This window comes from Tardiphaga sp., from assembly GCF_028290495.1.
Taxonomy (GTDB): domain Bacteria; phylum Pseudomonadota; class Alphaproteobacteria; order Rhizobiales; family Xanthobacteraceae; genus Tardiphaga.
This window is the reverse complement of the sequence record NZ_JAQGJT010000166.1, coordinates 23,328-45,213: the sequence shown is the minus strand read 5'-3', so window position 1 is coordinate 45,213 and position 21,886 is coordinate 23,328. Positions and strand designations below refer to the sequence as shown.

At 58.4% G+C, this 21,886-nt stretch carries 17 protein-coding genes and 1 pseudogene; 6 read left to right on the top strand and 12 right to left on the bottom strand.

Going from position 1 to position 21,886, the window contains the following annotated elements; genetic code table 11:
* Positions 1–96: 96 nt before the first annotated feature.
* Entirely contained in the window at positions 97–252 is a 156-nt protein-coding gene (locus JWQ24_RS25010; RefSeq protein ID WP_299814052.1) for a hypothetical protein, read from the top strand.
* 902 nt (positions 253–1,154) lie between these two features.
* Positions 1,155–2,069: a cytochrome c gene (locus JWQ24_RS25005; RefSeq protein ID WP_299814082.1), complete on the top strand. Its 915-nt coding sequence runs from the start codon at positions 1,155–1,157 to the stop codon at positions 2,067–2,069.
* A 6-nt stretch (positions 2,070–2,075) separates the two neighbouring features.
* On the opposite strand, the gene JWQ24_RS25000 is transcribed toward JWQ24_RS25005, so the two are convergent.
* Genes JWQ24_RS25000 through JWQ24_RS24970 form a run of 7 tightly spaced genes read right to left on the bottom strand, consistent with a single transcriptional unit; the run spans position 2,076 to position 7,774 of the window.
* A complete protein-coding gene (locus JWQ24_RS25000) occupies positions 2,076–2,432 on the bottom strand; it encodes a c-type cytochrome (protein WP_299814049.1) in 357 nt (118 codons plus the stop codon).
* Between the two features lie 43 nt (positions 2,433–2,475).
* The gene (locus JWQ24_RS24995) at positions 2,476–3,363 is read right to left on the bottom strand and encodes a cytochrome c oxidase assembly protein (protein ID WP_299814046.1); all 888 of its coding nucleotides are present in this window, start codon (positions 3,361–3,363) and stop codon (positions 2,476–2,478) included.
* The gene (locus tag JWQ24_RS24990) at positions 3,351–3,692 is read right to left on the bottom strand and encodes a hypothetical protein (RefSeq protein ID WP_299814043.1); all 342 of its coding nucleotides are present in this window, start codon (positions 3,690–3,692) and stop codon (positions 3,351–3,353) included. The genes JWQ24_RS24995 and JWQ24_RS24990 overlap by 13 nt, the downstream gene beginning before the upstream one ends.
* Positions 3,689–4,291: a cytochrome c oxidase subunit 3 gene (locus JWQ24_RS24985; protein ID WP_299814040.1), complete on the bottom strand. Its 603-nt coding sequence runs from the start codon at positions 4,289–4,291 to the stop codon at positions 3,689–3,691. Before JWQ24_RS24985 ends, JWQ24_RS24990 begins: the two co-directional genes overlap by 4 nt.
* Positions 4,288–6,201 (bottom strand): cytochrome c oxidase subunit I, encoded by a 1,914-nt coding sequence (ctaD, locus tag JWQ24_RS24980; RefSeq protein ID WP_299814037.1) that lies wholly within the window; start codon positions 6,199–6,201, stop codon positions 4,288–4,290. Before ctaD ends, JWQ24_RS24985 begins: the two co-directional genes overlap by 4 nt.
* Positions 6,198–7,211, bottom strand: a complete 1,014-nt coding sequence (gene coxB / locus JWQ24_RS24975; RefSeq protein ID WP_299814034.1) for a cytochrome c oxidase subunit II — start codon at positions 7,209–7,211, stop codon at positions 6,198–6,200. Before coxB ends, ctaD begins: the two co-directional genes overlap by 4 nt.
* The gene (locus tag JWQ24_RS24970) at positions 7,208–7,774 is read right to left on the bottom strand and encodes a c-type cytochrome (RefSeq protein WP_299814031.1); all 567 of its coding nucleotides are present in this window, start codon (positions 7,772–7,774) and stop codon (positions 7,208–7,210) included. Before JWQ24_RS24970 ends, coxB begins: the two co-directional genes overlap by 4 nt.
* Before the next feature lie 175 nt (positions 7,775–7,949).
* On the opposite strand from JWQ24_RS24970, the gene fdhD reads away from it, so the two are divergent.
* Genes fdhD through JWQ24_RS24955 form a run of 3 tightly spaced genes read left to right on the top strand, consistent with a single transcriptional unit; the run spans position 7,950 to position 12,924 of the window.
* Positions 7,950–8,795, top strand: a complete 846-nt coding sequence (fdhD, locus tag JWQ24_RS24965; protein WP_299814028.1) for a formate dehydrogenase accessory sulfurtransferase FdhD — start codon at positions 7,950–7,952, stop codon at positions 8,793–8,795.
* Positions 8,774–11,113 (top strand): FdhF/YdeP family oxidoreductase, encoded by a 2,340-nt coding sequence (locus tag JWQ24_RS24960; protein WP_299814025.1) that lies wholly within the window; start codon positions 8,774–8,776, stop codon positions 11,111–11,113. Before fdhD ends, JWQ24_RS24960 begins: the two co-directional genes overlap by 22 nt.
* 38 nt (positions 11,114–11,151) lie before the next feature.
* Positions 11,152–12,924, top strand: coding sequence for a thiamine pyrophosphate-requiring protein (locus JWQ24_RS24955; protein WP_299814022.1), 1,773 nt, complete (start codon positions 11,152–11,154; stop codon positions 12,922–12,924).
* A 117-nt stretch (positions 12,925–13,041) separates the two neighbouring features.
* On the opposite strand, the gene treZ is transcribed toward JWQ24_RS24955, so the two are convergent.
* The 4 genes and pseudogenes from treZ to JWQ24_RS24935 form a co-directional block, all read right to left on the bottom strand.
* Positions 13,042–14,823, bottom strand: a complete 1,782-nt coding sequence (treZ, locus tag JWQ24_RS24950; protein WP_299814019.1) for a malto-oligosyltrehalose trehalohydrolase — start codon at positions 14,821–14,823, stop codon at positions 13,042–13,044.
* 33 nt (positions 14,824–14,856) lie between these two features.
* Entirely contained in the window at positions 14,857–15,819 is a 963-nt protein-coding gene (locus JWQ24_RS24945; protein WP_299814016.1) for an NAD(P)H-hydrate dehydratase, read from the bottom strand.
* Complete coding sequence (locus JWQ24_RS24940; RefSeq protein WP_299814013.1) at positions 15,816–16,616, bottom strand: histidine phosphatase family protein; 801 nt, start codon at positions 16,614–16,616, stop codon at positions 15,816–15,818. The genes JWQ24_RS24945 and JWQ24_RS24940 overlap by 4 nt, the downstream gene beginning before the upstream one ends.
* A 132-nt stretch (positions 16,617–16,748) precedes the next feature.
* Positions 16,749–17,476 (bottom strand): annotated as a pseudogene (locus tag JWQ24_RS24935) (Crp/Fnr family transcriptional regulator).
* A gap of 230 nt (positions 17,477–17,706) precedes the next feature.
* On the opposite strand from JWQ24_RS24935, the gene JWQ24_RS24930 reads away from it, so the two are divergent.
* Positions 17,707–18,057, top strand: a complete 351-nt coding sequence (locus tag JWQ24_RS24930) for an NUDIX hydrolase (RefSeq protein WP_299814010.1) — start codon at positions 17,707–17,709, stop codon at positions 18,055–18,057.
* 85 nt (positions 18,058–18,142) lie between these two features.
* On the opposite strand, the gene JWQ24_RS24925 is transcribed toward JWQ24_RS24930, so the two are convergent.
* Positions 18,143–21,292: a DEAD/DEAH box helicase gene (locus JWQ24_RS24925; protein WP_299814007.1), complete on the bottom strand. Its 3,150-nt coding sequence runs from the start codon at positions 21,290–21,292 to the stop codon at positions 18,143–18,145.
* Positions 21,293–21,886 lie beyond the last annotated feature (594 nt).

The following is a 21,886-nucleotide window of genomic DNA, read 5'->3' as shown; positions in this document are numbered from 1 at the left end:
AGTCGCTGTCTTACATGCAGGAAAAGATTGATCACAATGAACGACAGAACGGGTCGAACGAGCCTGGTTTGCTTGGAGTGCGACAATATCGACCCGATGAAAACCGACGCAGCCAAATGGGCCAACAGCAGCCTTGCCAGTTCGTCGGTTGCTTGGCACCCGAACTGTCCCGGCGCCGGATTACTCGGCGCTGGCATATTTCCACTCTATGAGGAACGCGAGGAGACGTTTGAGGGACGCATCCTGAACTGAAGGGGATCAATTATCCGATCCACGCTTACAGTCTCGACTCTCGTCAGCACCTTATTGTTCGGAGCAACATCGATCGCTTCGACTCAATCACAAGCCTAGGCCGCTCCGGGAGCGTCCAACGAAGGCAATGTGGGGGCTGCCGACTTCATGATGAAGTCTGGTACTACGGGTGCAATACAATTCCGGCATAACCAAATAGTGGCCAATGGAGCGGCCGGCTCCAAAGCATCGCGCTATCTTCCAGTGAGGGCAATGTTCGTCGGACCGACAACAACAGCGTCATGGGGCCCGCGGTAGTTGATCCGTACTGATCGTATATCAGCCAACCTGAGAGGGGCGCGTTGTGGAGGCCCTCTTATGAGAGGCTCCCCACGTTATGAGAGGATCATTCGGGGTCAGAACCGTCAGAGCAGCTGCACCTCGGCAACTGTTGCTGCATCATTGGCTTTGCAGGATTGCGGACCGGATCGTGAGCCCGCAATCTACTTTGGCGGCTTTTGTTGCTGGTCCTGCGGACGGACGCCAGCGTTGCTTTCCGGCATCTTATCTCTGCCCTGATCCCCATTGTCATCTCGGCCGCCGGAGGTCGATGTTCCACTTCCGCTCGCGTTTGATCCCGTCGTGGTTGTTGGCGCCGTTGCCGGATTGGCGGAGCTGGCCGCCGGATCTCCTGTCGTCGATCCGCGCCCGCTCGGGACCCCGCTCTGCGCCATTGCCGCAGTGCTACCAAATACTATTAGGGTTGCGATCAGTCCGGTCTTGAAATTCATCTTTCAGTCCTTTCGTTCACACGACAACAGCATAATTTGGCTCCGGTTCCTTCGGCTGACGCTGTTCTGTCCCGGCGATGGAACGGATCGATGCCAGGACCATTTGAAAGAATGAAAAGAAGACGGAAACGGATGCGCGCCCGCGGACTATTGGTCATTGTTGTTGTCATATGCGCGGCCGCCGCAGCCGCCGCTTGGGCCGTTACTGAACCGCGCCCGGCATTTTCAAAGGACGATTCCGCCCTGGACCAAGAGGGGGATGTCGCCCGAGGACGTTTGGTGTTCGCTGCCGGCGATTGTGCCTCCTGCCACGCGCTGGTTGGACAACCTGACCGACTTCGACTGGGCGGCGGTTTGGCTCTGGCTTCACCCTACGGAACGTTTCGTCCTCCGAACATATCAACGGACAAGATCGACGGGATCGGGTCCTGGCAAACCAGAGACCTTGCTAATGCCCTGCTAAGTGGTGTGTCTCCGACGGGCACGCACTACTATCCCTCGTTTCCATATTCGAGCTACGCAAAAATGACCGTGGCCGATGTACGCGACCTCATGGCATTCCTGCGCACGTTGCCGGCAGTTGCCGGCAAAGCCCCTCCCCATGCTCCCAAGCTGCTGTTCCGCATCCGGCGGTTCGTCGGGTTCTGGAAAATGCTGTACTTCGACCGGCAGCCAATCATTCCCGATCCCGGCCGGGGCGACCCTTGGAACCGCGGGCGATATCTCGTCGAGGCATTGGGCCATTGTGCCGAGTGTCACTCGTCAAGGGACGTGTTCGGGGGTATCAAGCCTGAAACGCGTTTCGCAGGAGGTCCGGATCCTGAAGGCGTCGGGTACTTTCCGAACATTACCCCTGCCCGCATCGGTGGCTGGACCGAGTCCGAAATCGCAGAGTTGTTCAAGACGGGGAATACACCGAACCATGGCCGCGTCGGATCGTCGATGACCGACGTCGTCACCAATACGGCGATGCTGCCTCAAGATGACCGTGACGCCATTGCGGCATACGTCAAGTCTCTTCCTACGCGGCCGACGCCGCCGCCATGACCGGCCTCATTGAGCATATAAGTAGGTTGCCACGTCGCGCGCCTCAGCTTCCGAGATTCCGGTAGCCGGCATCGCCGAGCGCGGTGAGAACGTCTGGGGCGAAACGATCCAGGCGATCAGATTTTCGGCTGTGTTGGTGGCGACACCGCCGACATAAACGCGACCCTTGAGATTCGACAACGCTCCACCGACCTTGCCATCACCGCCGGGTATGCCGGGAATGGTGTGGCAGCCGGCGCATCCATAACGGCGAATGATATCAGGAGCCCGTGCTGGATCGCCGCCGGCCATAGTAATCGCTACGCTGTGCGATTGTTGCTGGTCTTTCCACACCACCACCGCTCCAGCCGTCAAAGCGCTCACCAGAACGGCCGTGCAAAGCAGCGGCCACCGATATCGATGTAGACTAGATCGCATCGCCGCTCTCCCGAGAGATGCTGGAATGCCTGACCCATATCGCGGTGAAAGCAAGCGTAGCACCGGCGTAAATCGTCCCGGCGGGCACCCACATGATAAGCCCTGCAAGCTGCTGGTCTTCGAGCGGTGTCAAACCCCAATCCAGCGCGGTAGCGGTCTGAGCCGCGTAGAGCACGCGTGGTGCAAGCGCCATCAGGGCACCGAGGACACTGGTATGTAGCATCGTGATGAAGAGGTGCCACGCGGCGACACCGCTTTCGCTGTTTCTCAGGACAGACCACCAGAACAATAAGGCGGTTAGTAAAAAGCTGAGATGTTGCAGCCGATGTGCGGTGACATTGACGACGGCGGCATCGAACAGTAACGGCGCATGCCAGGCCCAAATCGCGACGCCGTGAAGCAATGTCGCATTTCCGCCTGAGCTCACCCATCGCCAAGTTGCGGTTACCACGCGGCGTCGCAACAAGCGGCCGACCGCTACCCGGTGGCGCCGCGGCAGTGACCAAAGGAACGTGCCGACTGGACGGGAAATCACCAGCAACGGAGCCGAGATGGCCATCACGATTTCATGCTCGATCATGTGAAAGGTGAAAAGATGCTCACCTAACCAATGCAAGGGTGATACGAGGGCCAATGTAAGCGAAAGCCATCCCGCGATATATGCTACGGAGTGCCATCCCCGGACCTTGCTACCGACTACGCTTCGCCGCGCCAGCACCGACGAACCGAGCGCGTAAAGTATGCCCGCAATCAGCAAAGGAATGACGACCCAGGGGTCATATGTCCACGACGCCGTTGCGCCGTGCGACTCCGTGCCATGTGCGTGGGCATGGCTCGGCAGCCCGATCAAAAACAATGTGACAGCTACCGTTCGCATCCACTCAACACCAATGAGGCGATACCCTGCAGCGCCAACGCAAAGGCGAAAATCAGCGCTGAGAGCGCGCCAAGCCGCGCGATAAATCGGTAGGTCGCGGTCAAGGATGAAGTATTTTTCTCATGGCGGGTCCAATTCCATGAGAAACCGCCAGCGATAAGGGCCGTGGCGCTTCCTGCAAATGAATAAATCGCTGAGAGCCGCGACTGTTGCGCGCAATCGATGTAAGGCAACATTTGACCGAGCTGCATATTGATAGCCCATACCGTGGGCGCGATCGACAGGCCCGCGAGCATCGACAGCGTGTTCTGAATTTTGCGCGAGTTCATAGCCTTGGAATCCAGTAAATACAGAAGTAGATCGGCAGCCACGCGACCACGACGAAGTTCCAGTACATCGCGTTGTCCTGCGTGTCGCCAAAACGGCGCGGATTATTTCCGTGGCGCGTGAACATCAGCGCGGCCAGAACGAGTGTATCCACCAGATCGGTGATGATGTGGGTGGCGTGGAGTCCCAGCAACGTCCAGACAATGGAGCCATAAGCATTGCTGTCCCAACTGACGTTTAACGCTTTGAACTCGAACATGCGGACGATAAGCGGCGCGATCCCAAGGATCGACATGACTACTAGGCCCGCTTTCACCTTGGAAAGATTCTGTTGTTCGGCCCAGCGTGCAACGAGGTAGTTGGGCACAACGCTGGCCAGCAGCAGCACGGTCACGATGGTCCCGGGCAGCAGGTCGGGGCGTGGAGCATCGATGGGCCAGGTCGCCGCCAAACTCATCAAATAGAGGTAAACAGCGATCGCGAGGGCGAAACCGGTGCCCTCGATCAGCATGAATGCCAGCGTTCCCCACCAGGTCATGCTGGCGGAACCCATGCCGTGTAATGGTAACCGCGAGAGATCGGCGACGACGCGCTCTTTCATGACTCGTCCTCCGGCGTTCCTTTCGGCCAGAACCATCCAATCAACGCCATCGCTACCGGTATCGATCCCCACACCACAGCCCATGGCGTGAAGATCGACCAAATCAGCATCACTGAGGTCGCGACGGCGGTCCAAAGCGGCCAGATCGAATTCCTCGGCGAAGCCTCTCGCGCTTGAGGGATGGCCTTTGTCAGGGTGGTGACCACCAATTCGCGTCGGTCGGTCCTGAGGCCGCTGGCCACTGCAATGATCTCAGGCTGCTCCCATAGGGGGTTCGGCCCGCTGACCACAGGCATGCGGGCGAAATTAAAACTGGGAGGCGGTGAGGCCGTCGACCACTCCAGAGTGGGTGCATCCCAGGGATTGTCTGGCGCAATCGGGCCCCTGCGCGCCGAACGGATCGCATCGATGAAAAACACCAGGAAGCCCGCCACCAGAATGATGGCGCTCAAGCTGACGAACATGTTGAGGCCGTACCAGGGCATGTCGGGCTGATAAGTATAGACGCGCCGAGGCATGCCCTGCAGGCCCAAAATGTGCATTGGAAAGAACGTGAGATTAAAGCCGATAACGATCAACCAAAACGCCCATTTGCCGAGGCGCTCGCTCATCATTCGGCCGGTCATTTTTGGAAACCAGTAATAGACCGCGCCGAGCAACGGGAACACCGCGCCGCCGATCAGCACATAATGGAAGTGAGCCACGACGAAATAAGTATCGTGCACCTGGGTGTCGAAGGGCACGGAGGCGACCATCACGCCCGTTAACCCGCCGACGACGAAAGTAACGATGAAGCCGATTACGAAAAGAAGCGGCGTTTTGAACACCGGCCTTCCGTCCCATAGCGTCGCCAGCCAGCAGAAAATCTGAATGCCGGCAGGGACAGCGATTGCCATGCTGGAGGCGGTGAAAAAGCTTTCGCCGAGCCGCGGCAGGCCGGTGACGAACATGTGGTGAACCCACAGACCGAAGGCCAGTATTGCGGTCGCGATCAGCGCCATGACGAGCGCCAGATATCCGAACACAGGCCGCCGTGCGAAGGTCGCAACCATGGTCGAGACCATGCCGACGGCTGGCAGAAAAATAATATAAACTTCGGGATGGCCGAAAAACCAGAACAGGTGCTGCCATAGCAACACGTCGCCGCCCTCAGCAGGATTGAAGAAGTGAGTTCCAATCAGCCGGTCCATAATGAGGCAGGTACTTGCGATCATGATCGCGGGCATGGCCATGATGATAATGAAGGAAGTGACCAGCATCGACCAGACAAACAGAGGAATCCGGTCGAGCGACATGCCGGGCGCACGCTGTTTGAATACCGTCACAACGATTTCCACGGCGACGGCAAGCGCCGAGACCTCCGTGAACGTGATCATCTGAGCCCAGATATCCGCCCGCTTTCCGGCCGCATATTGCGGGCCCGAAAGAGGAACGTAGGCGAACCAGCCGACATCCGGTCCCATGTCGAGCGCGAAGGCAACCCAGAGCAGGGTCCCGCCCGCCAGAAACATCCAGTATGAAAATGCGTTCAAGCGCGGGAATGCGATATTTCGAGTGCCGACCATGAGCGGCACGAGATACACCGCCATTGCTTCCATGACCGGCACCGCGAACAGGAACATCATGTTCGCGCCATGCATCGTGAAAATCTGGTTGTATCGATCCGGGCCGAGCACCCTGGCTTCTGGTTGCGCCAGTTGGATCCGCATTAGGATCGAAAGCACGCCGCCCAAGGCCAGGAATATAAAGGCCGTGAAGATGTACCGGCGGCCAATGATCTTGTGATCCACCGTCGCAAGCATGCCCCACAACCCGGAGGGCGTTTTCCAGGTTTGCTCCAGCGCCGCCTCAAGGGTCGGCCTGTCGAGGTCGTGGTCGCGAAGATCGCTCTTTGTGCTGCCCTCGTTCATTTCAAGCCCGCCAGATATGCTGAAATGGATCTGAGTTCTTCAGCATTAAGGGGCACCATCGGCATATTGTTGCCGGGCTTGAGCGTCTGAGGATCGGCGATCCAGGCCGCCAGCGAACCGCGGGTGGTTTCCAGGAGGCCGGCTGCGATGTATTTTCGGCCGCCGACATGTGTGAGATCGGGGCCGGTCGTGCCGGTCGCCGCCGTACCACGAATCGTATGACAAGCCGCGCATTGCTTCCCAAGGAAGGCTTGCTGGCCTGCGTCGGCTTCCGGACCCGAGGAATTGGCGGCGTTCTGACGCTGCAAACGGGTCCACTTCTCAAAAGCTTCGGGTTCTTCGGCAATGACGAAGAGCGCCATGTGGGCGTGCTGGAGGCCGCAGAACTCCGCGCATTGTCCGCGATAGACGCCGGCGCGCTCGGCCCGGATAATCAATTCGTTTGGACGGCCTGGAATGAGATCCTGTTTGCCCGCCAGGCTGGGCACCCAGAAGGAATGAATGACATCGACGCCCTCAAGCTGCAGGCGCACATTCTTACCCACGGGAATATGAATTTCATTCGCCGTCTCGAATCGCTGGTCCGGCATCGAGCCAACGTACTCGACGTCCCACCACCATTGCAGGCCGCGCACCTTGATCGTGAGATCATCCTTGCCGGCGACATTTAAAGTCCGGGTGGTAAAGAAGCTCAGGATCGTGAAAGCGCCTATGACGACGACGGTTGCCATCACCGCAGCAACTACCGTCATCATCAATCGCGGTTCGGTAGTAGGATCGATTCCGGAGGCCTGCTCACGCCTGTCGCGCTTGCGCCATAGCGCAAAGATCAGCGCGATCATGACGAGCGTCCACACAATCGAGCAGATCACGACGATCAACAAGATCAGCTGCTTGAGGCTGATGGCCGCCGCGCCGTGTACGTCAAGCGCGGACTGCCAACCCGTGCATCCTGAGAGCATCAGCAAAGCGGCCGATGTCAGGGCTAGTCCCTGCAGCTTTCGGATCATGGCGTCGGGCCCTGGTCCAGATGAACCGGCGTCGGTCCCTGGTCGAACAGCATCGCGGCGGGTGCGCGGTTTTCTGCCGGCCGGGTTTGCTTTTCGTCGTTACGGCTGGGCGCGGCAGTTTTCGCCGAATAAGCTCCGATGGTTTGCACGTAGCCTGCGAGTTGCCAAATCTGCTCAGTAGTCATCTTTTCGCGAAAAGCCGGCATGCCGTGGGGTCGGCCATCACGGATTGAGGCAAAGATCGAGACCATTTCTGGGCCGTAACTCCACCAGCCGTCGAGAAAAGCGGGTCCAATGCCGCCCTGCCCTTCAGAATGACAGGTTTTGCAGCCGAACCACGAATACAACCGTTTTCCCTCGCTCAAATTGTACGCGTTGGTCTCATAGGGCTTGTCCAGCGCAAAGTAGGTTTCCGGGGGCGCGCCACCGATGCCGTTCGGCATCAAGGCGATCTTGTCGAGCGCAGCCGCCACCGGCGGGTCAAGCCGCAGCTGGCGCTCCTCTCTCTGGCACCCTGCGACAGATACCGATGCAATGCTCAAAAATGCCAGGAATGTCCGCATGGTCAGACGTCATTAAAGGGCGCCGAAACGCACTCGATAAGCTTCCATTCGACACAAGGTTCCTCACCATTTCTGGGTTAATGCCCGGGTCATCGATGAGCGTAGGTGGCGCGGGTGTTTTGGAACGATTGCTCTCGCCAACACTTTAGAAATCCTTACCAATGTGGATGGCGCGATGCATTGGCCTCTTGAAAACCAGGACGGGGGAGCCGTCGTCTATCTCTCGCTAGGCGAGTCCAGCGACCCGAGGCAAGCCCAGGTGTGCGTTGCAGAGGAAACACCGGTTGCGTTCCGATACGACGGGTTTTCTCACGGCGTGATGATGGCATCGCCTGCAGACCTCCAGGATTTCGCCACCGGATTTTCGGTGACCGAAGGCATCATCGACGCTTGTGGCAGCCTTCGGGCGACATCGATCTCGCGGCATGACGACGGCATTACCATCGACGTCTCCCTCCATGCGGGCGACCTGCATCGATTTCTGGCCGGCCGGCGTATCCGCCAGTTGCGTGGCAATACCAGTTGCGGATTGTGCGGCGTGGAGGATCTGAGCGACATCCGTCGTCCAGCCACGCGGGTCGGACCTTGCAAACCTTTGGACGTCGATTTAATCCGCACCACATTGGTCAAGCTCCGGCAATGGCAGCCACTCAGTCGCCAGACCAGGGGCGCCCACGCATCGGCTTGGGTGACACAGCGAGGTGAATTCAGTGCGGTGCGAGAGGATGTCGGCCGCCACAATTCTTTGGACAAGCTTATCGGCTCTCTGGTTCGGAGCGGAAGCCGCCCTCCTCAGGGCTTTTGCCTGATCACGAGCCGATGCTCGTTCGAAATGGTGCAAAAGGCAGTTGCCGCTGGCTTCCCCAGTCTTGTGGCAGTCGGCGCTCCCACCGCGCACGCCGTCCGTTTGGCACGCGCTGCCGGGTTGATGCTCTACTCGCTGTCGCGCGACGGCGAGCCGCTGTTGTTCACATCCCCCAAGATTCCGGAGCTGGAAGTATGGCCAGAACTCGTAAGTTAGGGCCCGACCTTGAGGTCAAGCCGAATACAGATGCGGCCGGAGGATGGGGCTCGGTCAAATCTCTGGTAAAGAGCCTGGGGCGCGATCACGTCCCCTTTAGTGGTTCGCGCGTGCTGTTGAAGCAGAACAAGACCGACGGGTTTATGTGTGTAAGTTGCGCGTGGGCGAAACCGGCCGACCCCCGTGTTTTCGAGTTTTGCGAGAACGGCGCCAAGGCAACGACATGGGAGATAACGAGCAAGCGGGTGACACCGGATTTTTTTGCCGACAAAACCGTGTCGGACCTCGAAAAATGGGATGATCACCACCTTGAGGCGGCAGGCCGCCTGACCCATCCGATGCGCTGGGATCGAGCGACCGATAAATATGTTCCGGTGGAATGGGAAACCGCGTTTGACGAGATCGGCCGTGAGCTTCGTGCGCTTAATCCGGAAAGCGCGGTGTTCTACACGTCAGGGCGGGCATCGCTGGAGACGGCGTTCATGTATGGCCTATTTGCGCGCGCCTACGGCAACAACAATTTGCCCGACAGCTCGAACATGTGCCACGAGACCACGTCAGTCGCACTGCCCGAAAGCATAGGTGTCCCCGTCGGCACCTGCACGCTGGATGACTTCAGCCACACCGACTGCATCCTCTTCTTCGGGCAGAATGTCGGCACCTCCAGTCCGCGCATGCTGCACGAGTTGCAGGAAGCCGCGAAGCGGGGCGTCCCGATCATCACCTTCAATCCCCTGCGCGAGCGGGGGCTGGTGGAATTCGTCAATCCTCAGTCACCGGGAGAAATGCTGATCGAGCCCGCGACGCGGATCAGTTCGCAATACCATCAACTCAAGGCTGGCGGGGATACAGCGGCCATCATGGGCATCGCCAAGGTTCTTCTCGACCTTGACGAACACGCACCCCCCACTGGGGAAAACTCGGTCCTGGATACTGAATTCATTTCCGAGCACACGCACGGCTTTGAGGCGTTCAAGGCGGCGGCAAAGGCCACCGAATGGACCCAGATCGAAAGCCGCTCGGGTCTAACGCGCGGCGCGCTGGAAGCGACCGCTGCCGTTTATGCCCACGCCAAGTCGGTCATGTTCATCTACGGCATGGGATTAACCCAGCACAAGAAGGGCGTCGAAACCATTCAGACCTTGGTCAACCTGGCCTTGATGCGCGGTAACATAGGCCGACCAGGCGCAGGTATTTGTCCGGTTCGAGGCCATTCCAACGTGCAGGGTCAGCGGACCGTCGGGATCACGGAGAAGCCCGAGCAAGTTCCGGCAGACAAACTCAAGCAATTGTTCGGCATCGAGATGCCAAAGGATAAGGGCTTCAACACGGTCGAGGCCTGCGAAAAGATCATCGACGGCCGCGTGCGTGCGATCGTTTTGCTCGGCGGAAATCTGGTTCGTGCCGTACCCGAACATCGTCTGGTGGAGCCGGCATGGCGCAAACTTAGACTGACGGTCCAGATCCTCACTAAACTCAATCGAACCGCACTGGTGCATGGCGAGATATCATACATTCTGCCCTGTCTGGGGCGGATCGAGATCGACCAGCAAGAAAGTGGGCCGCAGGCCGTCTCGATGGAAGACAGCACGGGCTGCATGCATGGATCGCGCGGTCAGGTGAAGCCGGCGAGCCCCCATTTGCTATCAGAAGCAAAGATCGTTGCGGAACTGGCAAAGCATGCTGCCCCTTCTCGCAGCACCATTCCCTGGGATGAGTGGGTTTCTGACTACAGCAAAGTGCGAGACGCCATCGCCGCGACTTATCCCGACATTTTTCACGATTTCAACGCCCGTCTTTGGAAGCCTGGCGGCTTCCACCGCCCGATCGATGCCCGCAAGCGCAAGTGGAACACCGAAACCGGCAAAGCCAATTTCATAGTACCCACGTCGCTGTCAACCGACATCGATGTGGCGCCGGATGAACGTGACGTGGTTCAACTTATTACCCTGCGCAGCAATGGGCAGTTCAACACGACCGTTTACAGTTACGATGACCGGTTTCGCGGCATCTACGGCTCCCGTCACGTCGTGCTGATGCACAGCAATGACATCGCTCGCTTCGGTCTGGCGGAAGGCCAAGCCGTCTGCTTGACGACTGCCGTCGACGACGGTGTCGAGCGTAAGGTAGACGGCCTCCAGATCGTTGAATACGACATTCCCGCGGGTTGCATCGCCGGCTATTTTCCTGAGTGCAATCCGCTGCTGCCGCTGTGGCATTACGCTGAGAAGAGCAAGACGCCGGCGGCAAAATCAATCCCGGTCAGAGTCGCAGCATCTTCGCAAATGCGGCCCCACAAGATTCCATCGTCCAACTGAGTTGTTCGACCAAGCGCTCGCATCGGAAAGCACACCAAATGAAAGTCAGCGATTTCTTCGTGGGACGTCTTCACGATTGGGGTGTACGCCGGATCTACGGCTATCCGGGTGACGGCATCAATGGCGTGCTCGGAGCATTGCAACGCGCGGGCTCGATCCAGTTCATCCAGGTGCGCCATGAAGAAATGGCGTCTTTCATGGCGGTGGCCCACGCCAAATTCACCGGCGAAATCGGAGTTTGTCTATCCACCGGTGGTCCGGGAGCGACCCACATGATCACCGGCCTGTACGACGCCAAACTTGACCATGTGCCGGTACTGGCGATCTGCGGTCAGGCCGAAGCCACCGTCCGCGGCGCCAGTTATCAGCAAGAACTTAATTTGGATCGGATGTTTGCAGACGTGGCCGATTTCGTCCAGGAAGCATCGGCGCCAGCGCAAGTCCGACATCTCATCGACCGCGCAATGCGCGTTGCGATCGCCCGGAATGGGGTCTCGGCGCTGATTTTGCCCAAGGACATCCAGGACAGCGAATATGAAGAGCCGCAAGTGGCCCATGGCTTCACACGGTCGGGCGTGGGTTACTCGCGGCCGAAAATCGTTCCCAATCTCGTCGACCTTGAATTGGCGGCAAATGTCCTGAATGCTGGAAAAAAAGTGGCGATCCTGATCGGTGCAGGTGCCCGTTGCGCGGCCGACGAAGTCCTGCAGGTCACGGAGCTTCTTGGCGCCGGTGTGGCGAAAGCGCTTCTCGGAAAGGATGTCCTTGCCGACGATCTTTCCTTCGTTACAGGTGCGATTGGGCTGCTCGGCACCGAACCCAGTTGGACTCTAATGCAGGAATGCGACACGCTTTTCATGATCGGAACCGGCTTTCCCTGGGCCGAATTCTTGCCGAAGGATGAAAAGGTTCGAGCGGTACAAATCGACATCGATCCGGCTATGCTGTCCCTTCGCTTTCCGGCCGAAGTCAATCTTCACGGTGATGCCGCCGAAACGCTGCGCTTGCTTGCGCCCATGCTGCAAAGAAAATCTGACAGAAGCTGGCGAAGCGACATCGAAAAACATATCAGGGATTGGTGGAAGACGCTCGAGGGACGTGCCAAGGCTGATGCTAAACCGGTAAATCCCCAACGCGTGGTTTGGGAGATGTCGCCGCTTCTGCCGTCCGACGCAATTGTTACCAGTGACAGCGGATCCTGCGCTAATTGGTACGCTAGGGATTTTTGCGTGCAGCAAGGTCAGGCGGCTTCGATGTCAGGAGGCCTCGCTTCGATGGGAGCGGCGGTACCCTACGCTATCGCAGCAAAGTTTGCCCATCCCCATCGACCGGTCGTTGCCCTGGTCGGAGATGGCGCCATGCAAATGAACAATATGGCTGAACTTATTACGGTTCAGAAATACTGGCAGCAGTGGTCCGATCCGCGATGGATCGTGTGTGTGTTCAACAATGAAGACCTTAACGAGGTAACGTGGGAACAGCGGGTTATGGAAGGCAACCCAAAATTCGCTGCCTCTCAGCTGATTCCGAACTTCGCCTATGCCCGCTTCGGGGAAATGCTGGGCTTTAGGGGCATCTTCGTTGACAAACCTGATGATCTGCATGGCGCCTGGCAACAGGCTTTGACGAGCGACCGGCCCGTCGTGCTTGAGGTCAAGACCGACCCGGACGTTGCGCCCCTGCCCCCGCACGTGACGCTCAAGCAAGCCCGGGCCTTCATGTCCTCCATCGTCAAGGAAGACCCGTCCGCCGGACACATGATTGCAGATACTGCCCGCCAGGTGCTCGGCGGCATTCTCAACAGAGAGTAAGGGACGGACGGCGATTCGCGGACCATAGCTTCCAGCGCGGCTCATTGCGCCATGCCGGAAGAACCTCCTTGAGGCGCTAAGTTTGAGACGACGAACGCATGCATCCCGTGCTGAAGCCTAAGAGACCTCGCCACGGGACCAAATGACGTCCCAGGGAGCAAGAGAAAGGTTATCGGCGCCGCCAATACGCCAGAGCAGCTTTTCGCCCGTCGCAACTTGAGACGTCAGAGGCGCGTGCGAGAGATTCGCCGCGAGAGAGAGCAGAGAACCATCGCCTAGCCGCCAACGCACAGCTACGGCGCTCTTGCCCAATATTTCATACTTGCCGGATTGCGATCCCTTCAGCCGCGGCACGATTTCGCGGTGCCGGATGGCAAGAAGTTCGCGGTACAGTTCGACCCAATCCGCATGAACACCCTCGCCCGCGCGTTCCCAATTCAGCTTGGCGGATCGGAACGTTTGGTCAGATGTTGGGTCCGGAATGCGTTCCCTATTTGCGGGATCGTGGAACTCAGGAAATTTCGCGAATTCGTTGCGGCGGCCGTCGCGCACTAACGTTGCAAGTTCAGGCTCAAAATCACAAAAGAAGGGAAACGGCTGCTCGGCGCCGAACTCCTCGCCCATGAAAATCAGCGGGATCTGCGGCAGCAACAGATAAATTGCTGTGATCGCCCGCACCGGTCGCGCCGCTGCAAACGAGGCTATCCTGTCACCGAAGGCCCGGTTGCCGACCTGATCATGGTTTTGAATGAAAGAAACGAATGCGGAGGGCGGCAAGTGGGAACTTGGCTCGCCCCGCGGACTGCCGCGGTAAGGCATTAGATCGCCCTGGAACGCAAATCCCTCCGCCAACGCCTTGCCTAGCTTTTCAGTGTCGCCGACGTATGCTTCATAATATCCCGAGCTCTCCTGGCTAACTGCACAATGCAGGACGTGATGCAGGTCGTCGTTCCACTGCGCCGTATAAGCGATCGGATCGCCACCGGCATTGCGGTCCAGCCAGGAAGCCTGATTTTCCTCGTTTTCCAATAGGAGGTGCACGGGACGGCCGACCGAAAGAAGCCGGACTCGGTCGACTATGTCGTCAAGAAGATGCGGGATGCTGTCATCCTTGATCGCATGAACAGCGTCCAGCCGCAGCCCGTCGAGATGAAATTCCTCGATCCAATAAAGGGCGTTCTGGATGACAAATTCACGTACGACGTCCGATCCTTCAGCGTCGTAATTCACCGCGGCTCCCCAGGGCGTATGGTGTCTTTCCGTAAACACCGGGGAGTACGAAGGCATGTAATTGCCGTCGGGCCCGAAGTGATTATAGACCACATCGAGAATGACCATGATGCCCTTGCGGTGGGCGGCATCGATTAGCGCCTTGAAATCCTCCGGGCGCCCGTAACTGGAATCCGGCGCGAACAACAGAACGCCGTCATAGCCCCAGTTTCGCTTTCCGGGGAAGTCTGCCACCGGCATGATCTCGATGGCGGTGATCCCGAGAGCGACGAGCCAGTCGAGGCGCTCGATGGCTGCCTGGAACGTGCCTTGCGACGTGAATGTGCCGATGTGCAATTCATAGATGACGGACTCTTCCCAGAGCCGGCCGTTCCATCCCGCGTCGGTCCATATGAAATTGCCGGGATCGACGACTTCGCTCGGTCCGTGGACGTCCATCGGCTGGTATCTGGAGGCAGGATCCGGAACCTGCCTCCCACCGTCCTCCCATTGAAACTTGTACAGCGTTCCAGCCTTCGCGTCCGAACTGACCAATTCATGCCAATCGCGCCCAACCCTATTCATCGCGACCGGGACGCCATCGTTCATTACGATCGACATCCGATTTATCTTCGGGGCCCAGAGGCGGAAACATACCGCTCCCTCGAGAATTTCTGCGCCGAATTTCATTCGCAATTCATCGGGTTGTCTCTCAATCAGTTCTCAGCGTGAATCCTTTACTTCGTGGTGTGTTCCTTTCTCGCCGGTCTCCTGCTTCTCGCGCTCATTTCGAAGGGACGACTGCGTACTTAGGTCGTTCATAATAGATGGAATCTTGCCGGGAATTTCGCGGGCCAGCAAACCGAACATACCATATTGCTCCGCCAGACGACGTCCCGCCTCGCCGTGCATGTAGACGGCCCACACCGTCGCCCAGTATGGCGGCGCGCCTCGCGCCAACAGCCCCGCAATGATCCCGGCCAAACTGTCTCCAGACCCCGAAGTACCCAGCCCGACGGTCCCATTTTCCGAAAGGCACGCCGCGCCGTCGGGAGAGACTACGTAGGTACTGGCACCCTTCATCGCCACGACGGCGTCCAGCGTGTCAGCCACTCGATGGGCCGCCGTCAGCGGATCGCGATCGATTTCCTCGCGGGATGCCTTGAGAAACGCCGCCATTTCTCCCGAATGAGGTGTCAAGACTATTTTGCCGCTGTGACGGGGGAGCGCTGCGTCATGCTGTTTTAGGGTCGTGAACGCCGCGGCATCGAGAGTATAGGTCGGCCCTTCCAACCGCCTGAGCAGTTCCGAGGTGAGCTCGGCCACCGCTGGGTCATCCATCATGCCGGGACCGATGAGAACAGTGTCGTCATCAGCGGCCAGTTTCGCCAAACGGACGGACTCGGACGGATCGATGCCGCCGGAAGGCGTCTCCCGGCAGCCAAGGATCATGGCCTCCGGCATTGCGATACCCAGTTGAGCGGCGTTCGATCGGCAGGTGGCAATTCGTAGTACACCGGCGCCTGCCCTTAACACTCCGAGACCAGCCAAAAGCGCTGCGCCAGGCACTTCGACGCTACCGGCGATGACCAGAGCGCTGCCCCTCACCTTCTTGTCACCCGCTTGCTCATGCCGCGGGAGGGCGTGGGCGCGCAGAAGCGCTGGGGTAACGCGGTCAACGCTCATCGAGCCGCAACCTTGGCATCAGGTTCGCGGGTGACCGGCGCGCCCTCCCGCTCAAGCGGCGCCACGAAATTGTAGCGCCGCAACGCCAGCGAACCCTCGTTTCCGCGTTTTGCATCGAACTCGTACTCGGTCACCGCGCAGTTGGCCACGTCGCCTTTCGCGTCAATGGCGAGAATGGATTTCTCATCCATATCTTCCAGGAGGTATCGCATGCAGAGCACCACGACCTGATGGCCCACAATAAGCACTCGCTTGCCGCCACAATGGAGACAAATAGTGTCAAGGACGGCCCGCAGCCGCAGGATCACGTCACACCAGCTTTCACCAGCCGGAGGCCGGTAATAGAACTTGCCCATCAGCTTCCGTGACGCCGCCTGTTCGGGGTATCGCTGCTCGATGCCGAGGCGGGTCAGCCGGTCAAGAATGCCGAACTCCTTTTCTCTCAGGCGTTCATCGATGACACATTTGGAAAATTCAGGAGCGAACCCGGCCGATTGCTCGATCAGTTTCGCCGTCGACCACGCGCGAAGATAGGGAGAACTGAACACGATTTCCGGCCGCGCGGCGGCAGGCATGGCGGCGAACCAGTGCCCCAATGCCGTGGACTGCTGCTCGCCCCTGGCACTCAGCGGGACATCGATGTCGCGGGTGCCGATCTTAATGTCCGCCAAGCCGGCTGCGTGGGCGGCATCACGCGCGACATTGCCCGCGCTCTCGCCGTGACGAACGATCCACAATCTCGTGGGCCATCGTTGCGCCGCATCAATCTGGCGGCATGCTGTTTGAGTACTGGTCATCATGGTCCATTGAACGGGACGGAACAAACGAAAACGGCAACCATTTGATTTGGTTCCTGCAAGATGTCCACACAGCGAGCGTCACCGCAGGATTTGCCAGGTGCAGAAATGCACTGCGGGAAGGCAGAGCCGTCAAACAGGTTTTTTAAGATGCAAATATTGCGGGTCGAACTGACCAAGCTCCATGAGCCCGTCCCAATTCTTGACAGTCAGCTTGCCGTGCTGAAATTCCATCACGCGCGAGGCCCGGAGGTCTTTCAAGGTGCGATTGAGGTGGCAATGGACATGCCGAGCGTCTCGCCCAATTGATAGCGACTGAGCGGGATTGGAAATGAAGTGCCAGTCACCGTCAATCCGGAGGCGCGCGCACGGTAGAATAGTTCGCAGAACAAGTGGGCCATGCGCGTCGGCATGAGCCTCGCGCTGTTGTTCGTGACTGCCTCTCGAAAGATTGCGGCATCGATCAGCGTTTCTCGCCAGATTGCAAATGCGATCGATGGCCTGAGATTGAATGTTGCCATAAGCTCCTTGTGAGGGACACACGCGACCAGCGCATCTCCGATTGCACAGACGGCGTGGTCCATCCTATCTATGAAAAGTGCCTGCGAGTCGGGCATGTCGCCTGCCATATTGAAAGAGAGGTACTGCCGGCCGCCCTTGGGCAACAGGTGATAGCGCGCAACCATGCCGGACAATACGACAGCAGACACGCCAGGCTGGTCGCCCTGTCGAACCAGATCCTGATTTGATCCCAGCGCTCGCATTGAGAAGCTCAACGCGTTGATAGCGGCGACATCTGCCCCGCTCAGGCGTGAGTGCTCTTTGAGTTTTCTGATCAGGACTTCATTGGTCTCGGTCACCACACCTCCGGCCACCTCGTATCAAATGATCCAGCAGGCATTGCTGCCGCGTGTAACCTCTGGCTGTTAATTTGGTTCCTCGGCATCCCGTCTGCTGCAATCTTCAATTCCAAGGTACTGTTGAAATTTTCTAGATTGCGTGCTGACGGACAGGTTGGTCGCCGTTCAAAGCCCTCGTTGGAACTATCAACTCCAAGCGCGGTTCAAAGTGTCTTCGGAGCTCGATTTAAATGAAATTCAAACAGTTTGCAGCGCTTCCCTACCGCTTGAGGGAAGACGATATCGAAATTCTACTGATCACGACCCGGAAGAAGGGCCACTGGTCGGTCCCCAAAGGCTGGCTAATCAAGGACGGCACGCCTCAGGGTACGGCAGCTGTCGAAGCCTTCGAAGAAGCCGGAGTGCGTGGGGCGGTAGCTGAGAAGCACATCGGTCGATTCAGGAAACGCAGGCTGAGAAAACGGCAGTCGGTGCTCTGCGACGTTCGAATCTTCCCGATGAAGGTTCGGCGCCAGCAAAGCATTTGGCCAGAAATGGAGCAACGCAGCCGCATCTGGGTGAGTCAGCGCAAGGCCGGGTGAAAAAGCCGGGCTTACGTCGCGCGATCAGGGAATTCGCCGCCGATGCTTGATTCCCTAATGCATGAAGGGCAAAGCTGAAAACCGCCTAAGTCGCCTCATCCAGAATATCGATCAATTCTTCAATCGCGATCAGGCGTTCCTCAAGCCCACTCGGCCGATCAAAAATTACCCGACGGCCATCCAGGCGCAACCCGGATGATTTGCTGGTTCTAAAGTTCGACCAGTCGTGCAGGGTCGCAGCAACCGCCTCCGGGCCGGCATCAATGCGAAGAAGGCCCAACCGCCTGCAATCGGCACGAATCCTTGCCATCGATAGCAGCGAGACCGCTTCCCTTGGCAGATTGCCGAACCGTTGCTCGAGCTCGTCTTCAAGTGCTTCCAGTTCGGCTTCTGTCGCACACTTGAACAAGCGCGCGTAAATCCCCAGGCGCGTATCATTGTCCTGAATGAACGTCCTCGGCAGCCTGCCGGATATTTCCAGCCTCAGTTCCGGGGCCCGCTCTGCGTTACCCTCATTGTTATCCTTCGCCATCGCCCTCGTCAGCAGATGCCTGTATAATGCGCTCCCAAGTACTTTGACATGCCCCGACTGCTGCTCCGATAGCAGATCTCCACCTCCCCGAAGATCGAGGTCTCTGTCGCTTATCTCGAAGCCGGCCCCTGATCCACTCAATTCCTGTAAAGTTTCCAATCTCTTCAACGAGGCGCCCTTCGGCGGCGCATCCGGGTCGGTCATCAGGTACGCGAAGGCCCGGATTGCTCCTCGACCGACACGCCCTCGTAACTGGTGAAGTTGCGCCAGGCCGAACTTCTCGGGCCGCCAAACCACGATCGTATTGGCCCTGGGAAGATCGAGGCCGCTTTCGATAATATTGGTGGCAAGCAGGACGTCCGCTCTTCCCTCCGCAAAAGAGATCATCGCCTCGTCGATATCGCCTCCCGGCATCCGCCCGTGGAGAGCGGCCAATCGAAGCTCCGGCACGATTGCCTTCAGCCGCAGCCGCATGGGGGCGATATCCTGGATCCTGGGACATACGACGAAGCTTTGACCCTTCCTTGCCTTTTCTCGTCGCAAGGCCGCAGAGACGATCTCTTCCCTGAACAAATCGACATTCGTTCGGACGTGTATACGTCGAGTAGGCGGCGTGACGATCAGACTTACGCTGCGAAGGCCGGCGTGAACCTCGCTTAGCGTCCGCGGAATTGGTGTAGCACTCATGGTGAGAAGATGGGCACCGTCCGCTAAACTCGAAAGTCTGGACTTGTCCGCAGCTCCGAACCTTTGCTCTTCGTCGACGATCACCAGACCCAGATCCGCGAAGGCAACGCCCTTAGCCGCCAACGCGTGAGTTCCTACGACAAGCTTCAGGCATCCGTCCGAAAGGGACTTTTTGACCTTCGTTATCTCCTGCCTGGAGCTAAAACGGGACAGGTGTCCGACTTCGATTCCAAAGGGCGCGAAGCGCTTTCGAAATGTCTCAACGTGCTGGCGCGCCAGTACCGTCGTGGGTGCGGCAAGCGCGACCTGCTTTCCGGCAAAAACGGCGGCGGCGGCCGCGCGCAGCGCGACCTCGGTCTTCCCGAAGCCAACATCTCCGCACACGATGCGGTCCATCGGACGGCCCGATGCCATATCCCGAAGAACCTCTTCAACTGCCGACGCCTGGTCGGGAGTGGGGAAATACGGGAATCGGCCTGCGAACCTCTCATACAGCGCTGTCGAAGGGACAATTTTTGGGGCCGACAGCTTTGCGCGCTCTCTGATGGATTTCGCAAGATGATCGGCCGTCTCAACGATATCCTGTTCGATCTCACTGCGGCGCTTCTGCCACGAACTTCCATCAACCTTGTCAAGGGTAACATTGGTGGGGTCGGAGGAGTACCGCCAGATCGATGTAAGCTCCTCCAAAGGAGCGAGCAGGGTCTTACCGTCGGCAAACTCCAGGCGAATCATTTCGCTCTCAGGCGTGCCCTCGACAGCAACCGTCTCAAGGCCGCGAAGAATAGCAACGCCACGATCAAAGTGAACGACAACGTCGCCGGTTGCTACCTCCGTCGAACTTCTCGCTTGACTTGAGGGCGTCGCCATCGGGGTCAGGTGAGACGCCCTGCTTCCCAGGATATCCGAAGCGGTGATGATGACGACATCGCCGGATCTCGATGGATGAACAAAGCCACGATCGAAGTCGGCAATAAAGGACATCCTTCTGCCGCTCGCTGTCTTCACAATATCGCAGAACTGGTTGCATCGATGGCTTAAGTCGCCGGCGCGGCGATCCATAAGTCTCAGGTCCTTGTCGTTCGCGGCGGTAAACAGAACGCGTTCGGAACTGGCATCGGCGAGGAATCTGCGCAACGATTTGGCTGGGGATGCAGCTTCAAAAAAGCGCGGGACCGCTTTGATTGTCGACGACACAGGCAGTATTTTCGCGGCGCCCAGAATCGTCTTCCACTCATCCGTGGTCAGAAATTCTCGACGGCCGGCCAAATGCGCCGCGGTACCTTCCTCGTCCAACTGCTGCAGCCACATGGCTCCGCGCTCATCTACGCCGGCGTCCAGTACTAGCCGCGCCGCCGGCAGATAATCAAATATGGAGTTTACGAGGTCCGGCTCATCTTGTGGCGTATCCGGCTCGCCGTCGGCCTTCGGCTGTTCCCATACCGGATCAACGACAAGCTCCTTCAAGTCAGTAATCACTGCCCCATCGACAAGATCGTAGCAACGGATGCCGGCGATGAACCCCTCGTCTATTTCGATCCTGGCTGGACCTAATGAGCCCGCGGGGTAAAGCTCGACCACCTGCCCCTGAAGCAAGGCAGATCCGGGCATATCCACGCGCTCGTCGAGGGTGTAGCCCGCCTGATTGAGAAACGCTCTCACGTCATTTTCAGCGAAAGGATCTCCGATCCTGAGATGTAACACGGCGTCCTTCCAGCGCTCGCAATGAACGACGCGTTGAGCGACAGCCTCCGCCGTGGTCACCAGAAGCGCGGCGGAGGGATTGCTCGCGATGCGCCGTAACACCGAAGCTCGCCTGCCCGAGATCTCGCGCGAAGCCTCCATTTCATCGAACGGCAGGGTGTCCCGTCGGGGCAGCACCACGACCCCGCAATCGGGTGAAAGCGCATGCAGGAGTGCGCCAAGCTGTTCGGCCCTTCTTTCGTTTTCCGCGAGGAAAATCAAGCCGTTGTGCTTGGCAGCTTTCCATTCATCGAGCAGGAAGAGTGCGATCATTCCTGATGGCGCCGCCGACGAGATCAAGTCTCGCGCTTCTTTCCTCTTGGCGGAAGAGGGGTAGCGAACGCCCTTCGCCCTTGGTCGTCCTATCCCGCTCATAATTCCTTCTTGCTGTCCGCTTCAGAAAAAAGTGAGCGCTTCCGCGTCACGACTTTCCAAGGCGCCGAGAGGTCTTTTGTTCCATCGCCCGCACTTGCGAAGTGCGCAACAAGTACCGGCCCGATCTAGGAGTTCGAAATCCTTGCGATCACGCCGTCGCTTCTTCACCTGCCGAAGCAAGCCACCGTTTGGCATCCTTCAGCTTCAGGCTGGACGGAGAACGACGAAAGTGGCTCGCGCCCGGCAAGCGACGGGCAAAGTCTCAAGCTGGGGCCGTGTGTCCCGAGACGACGCAGTCAGGTGCTTTTTGCCTTTTCTTCAGCAGGTCGAATGCGAGCAGAGCCGCGTCTGCTCGGCCACTTTTCTGGCGGTCGGGTGAATGCGTTGCAGAAGATCGGAATGAAAATTGACGGCTGTCCGATCCACGAATGAGCCGTCCACGACGGAGCTTTTTCACGCAAAAGGCTTGTTCACGCAAAGAAGCGTAAGAAA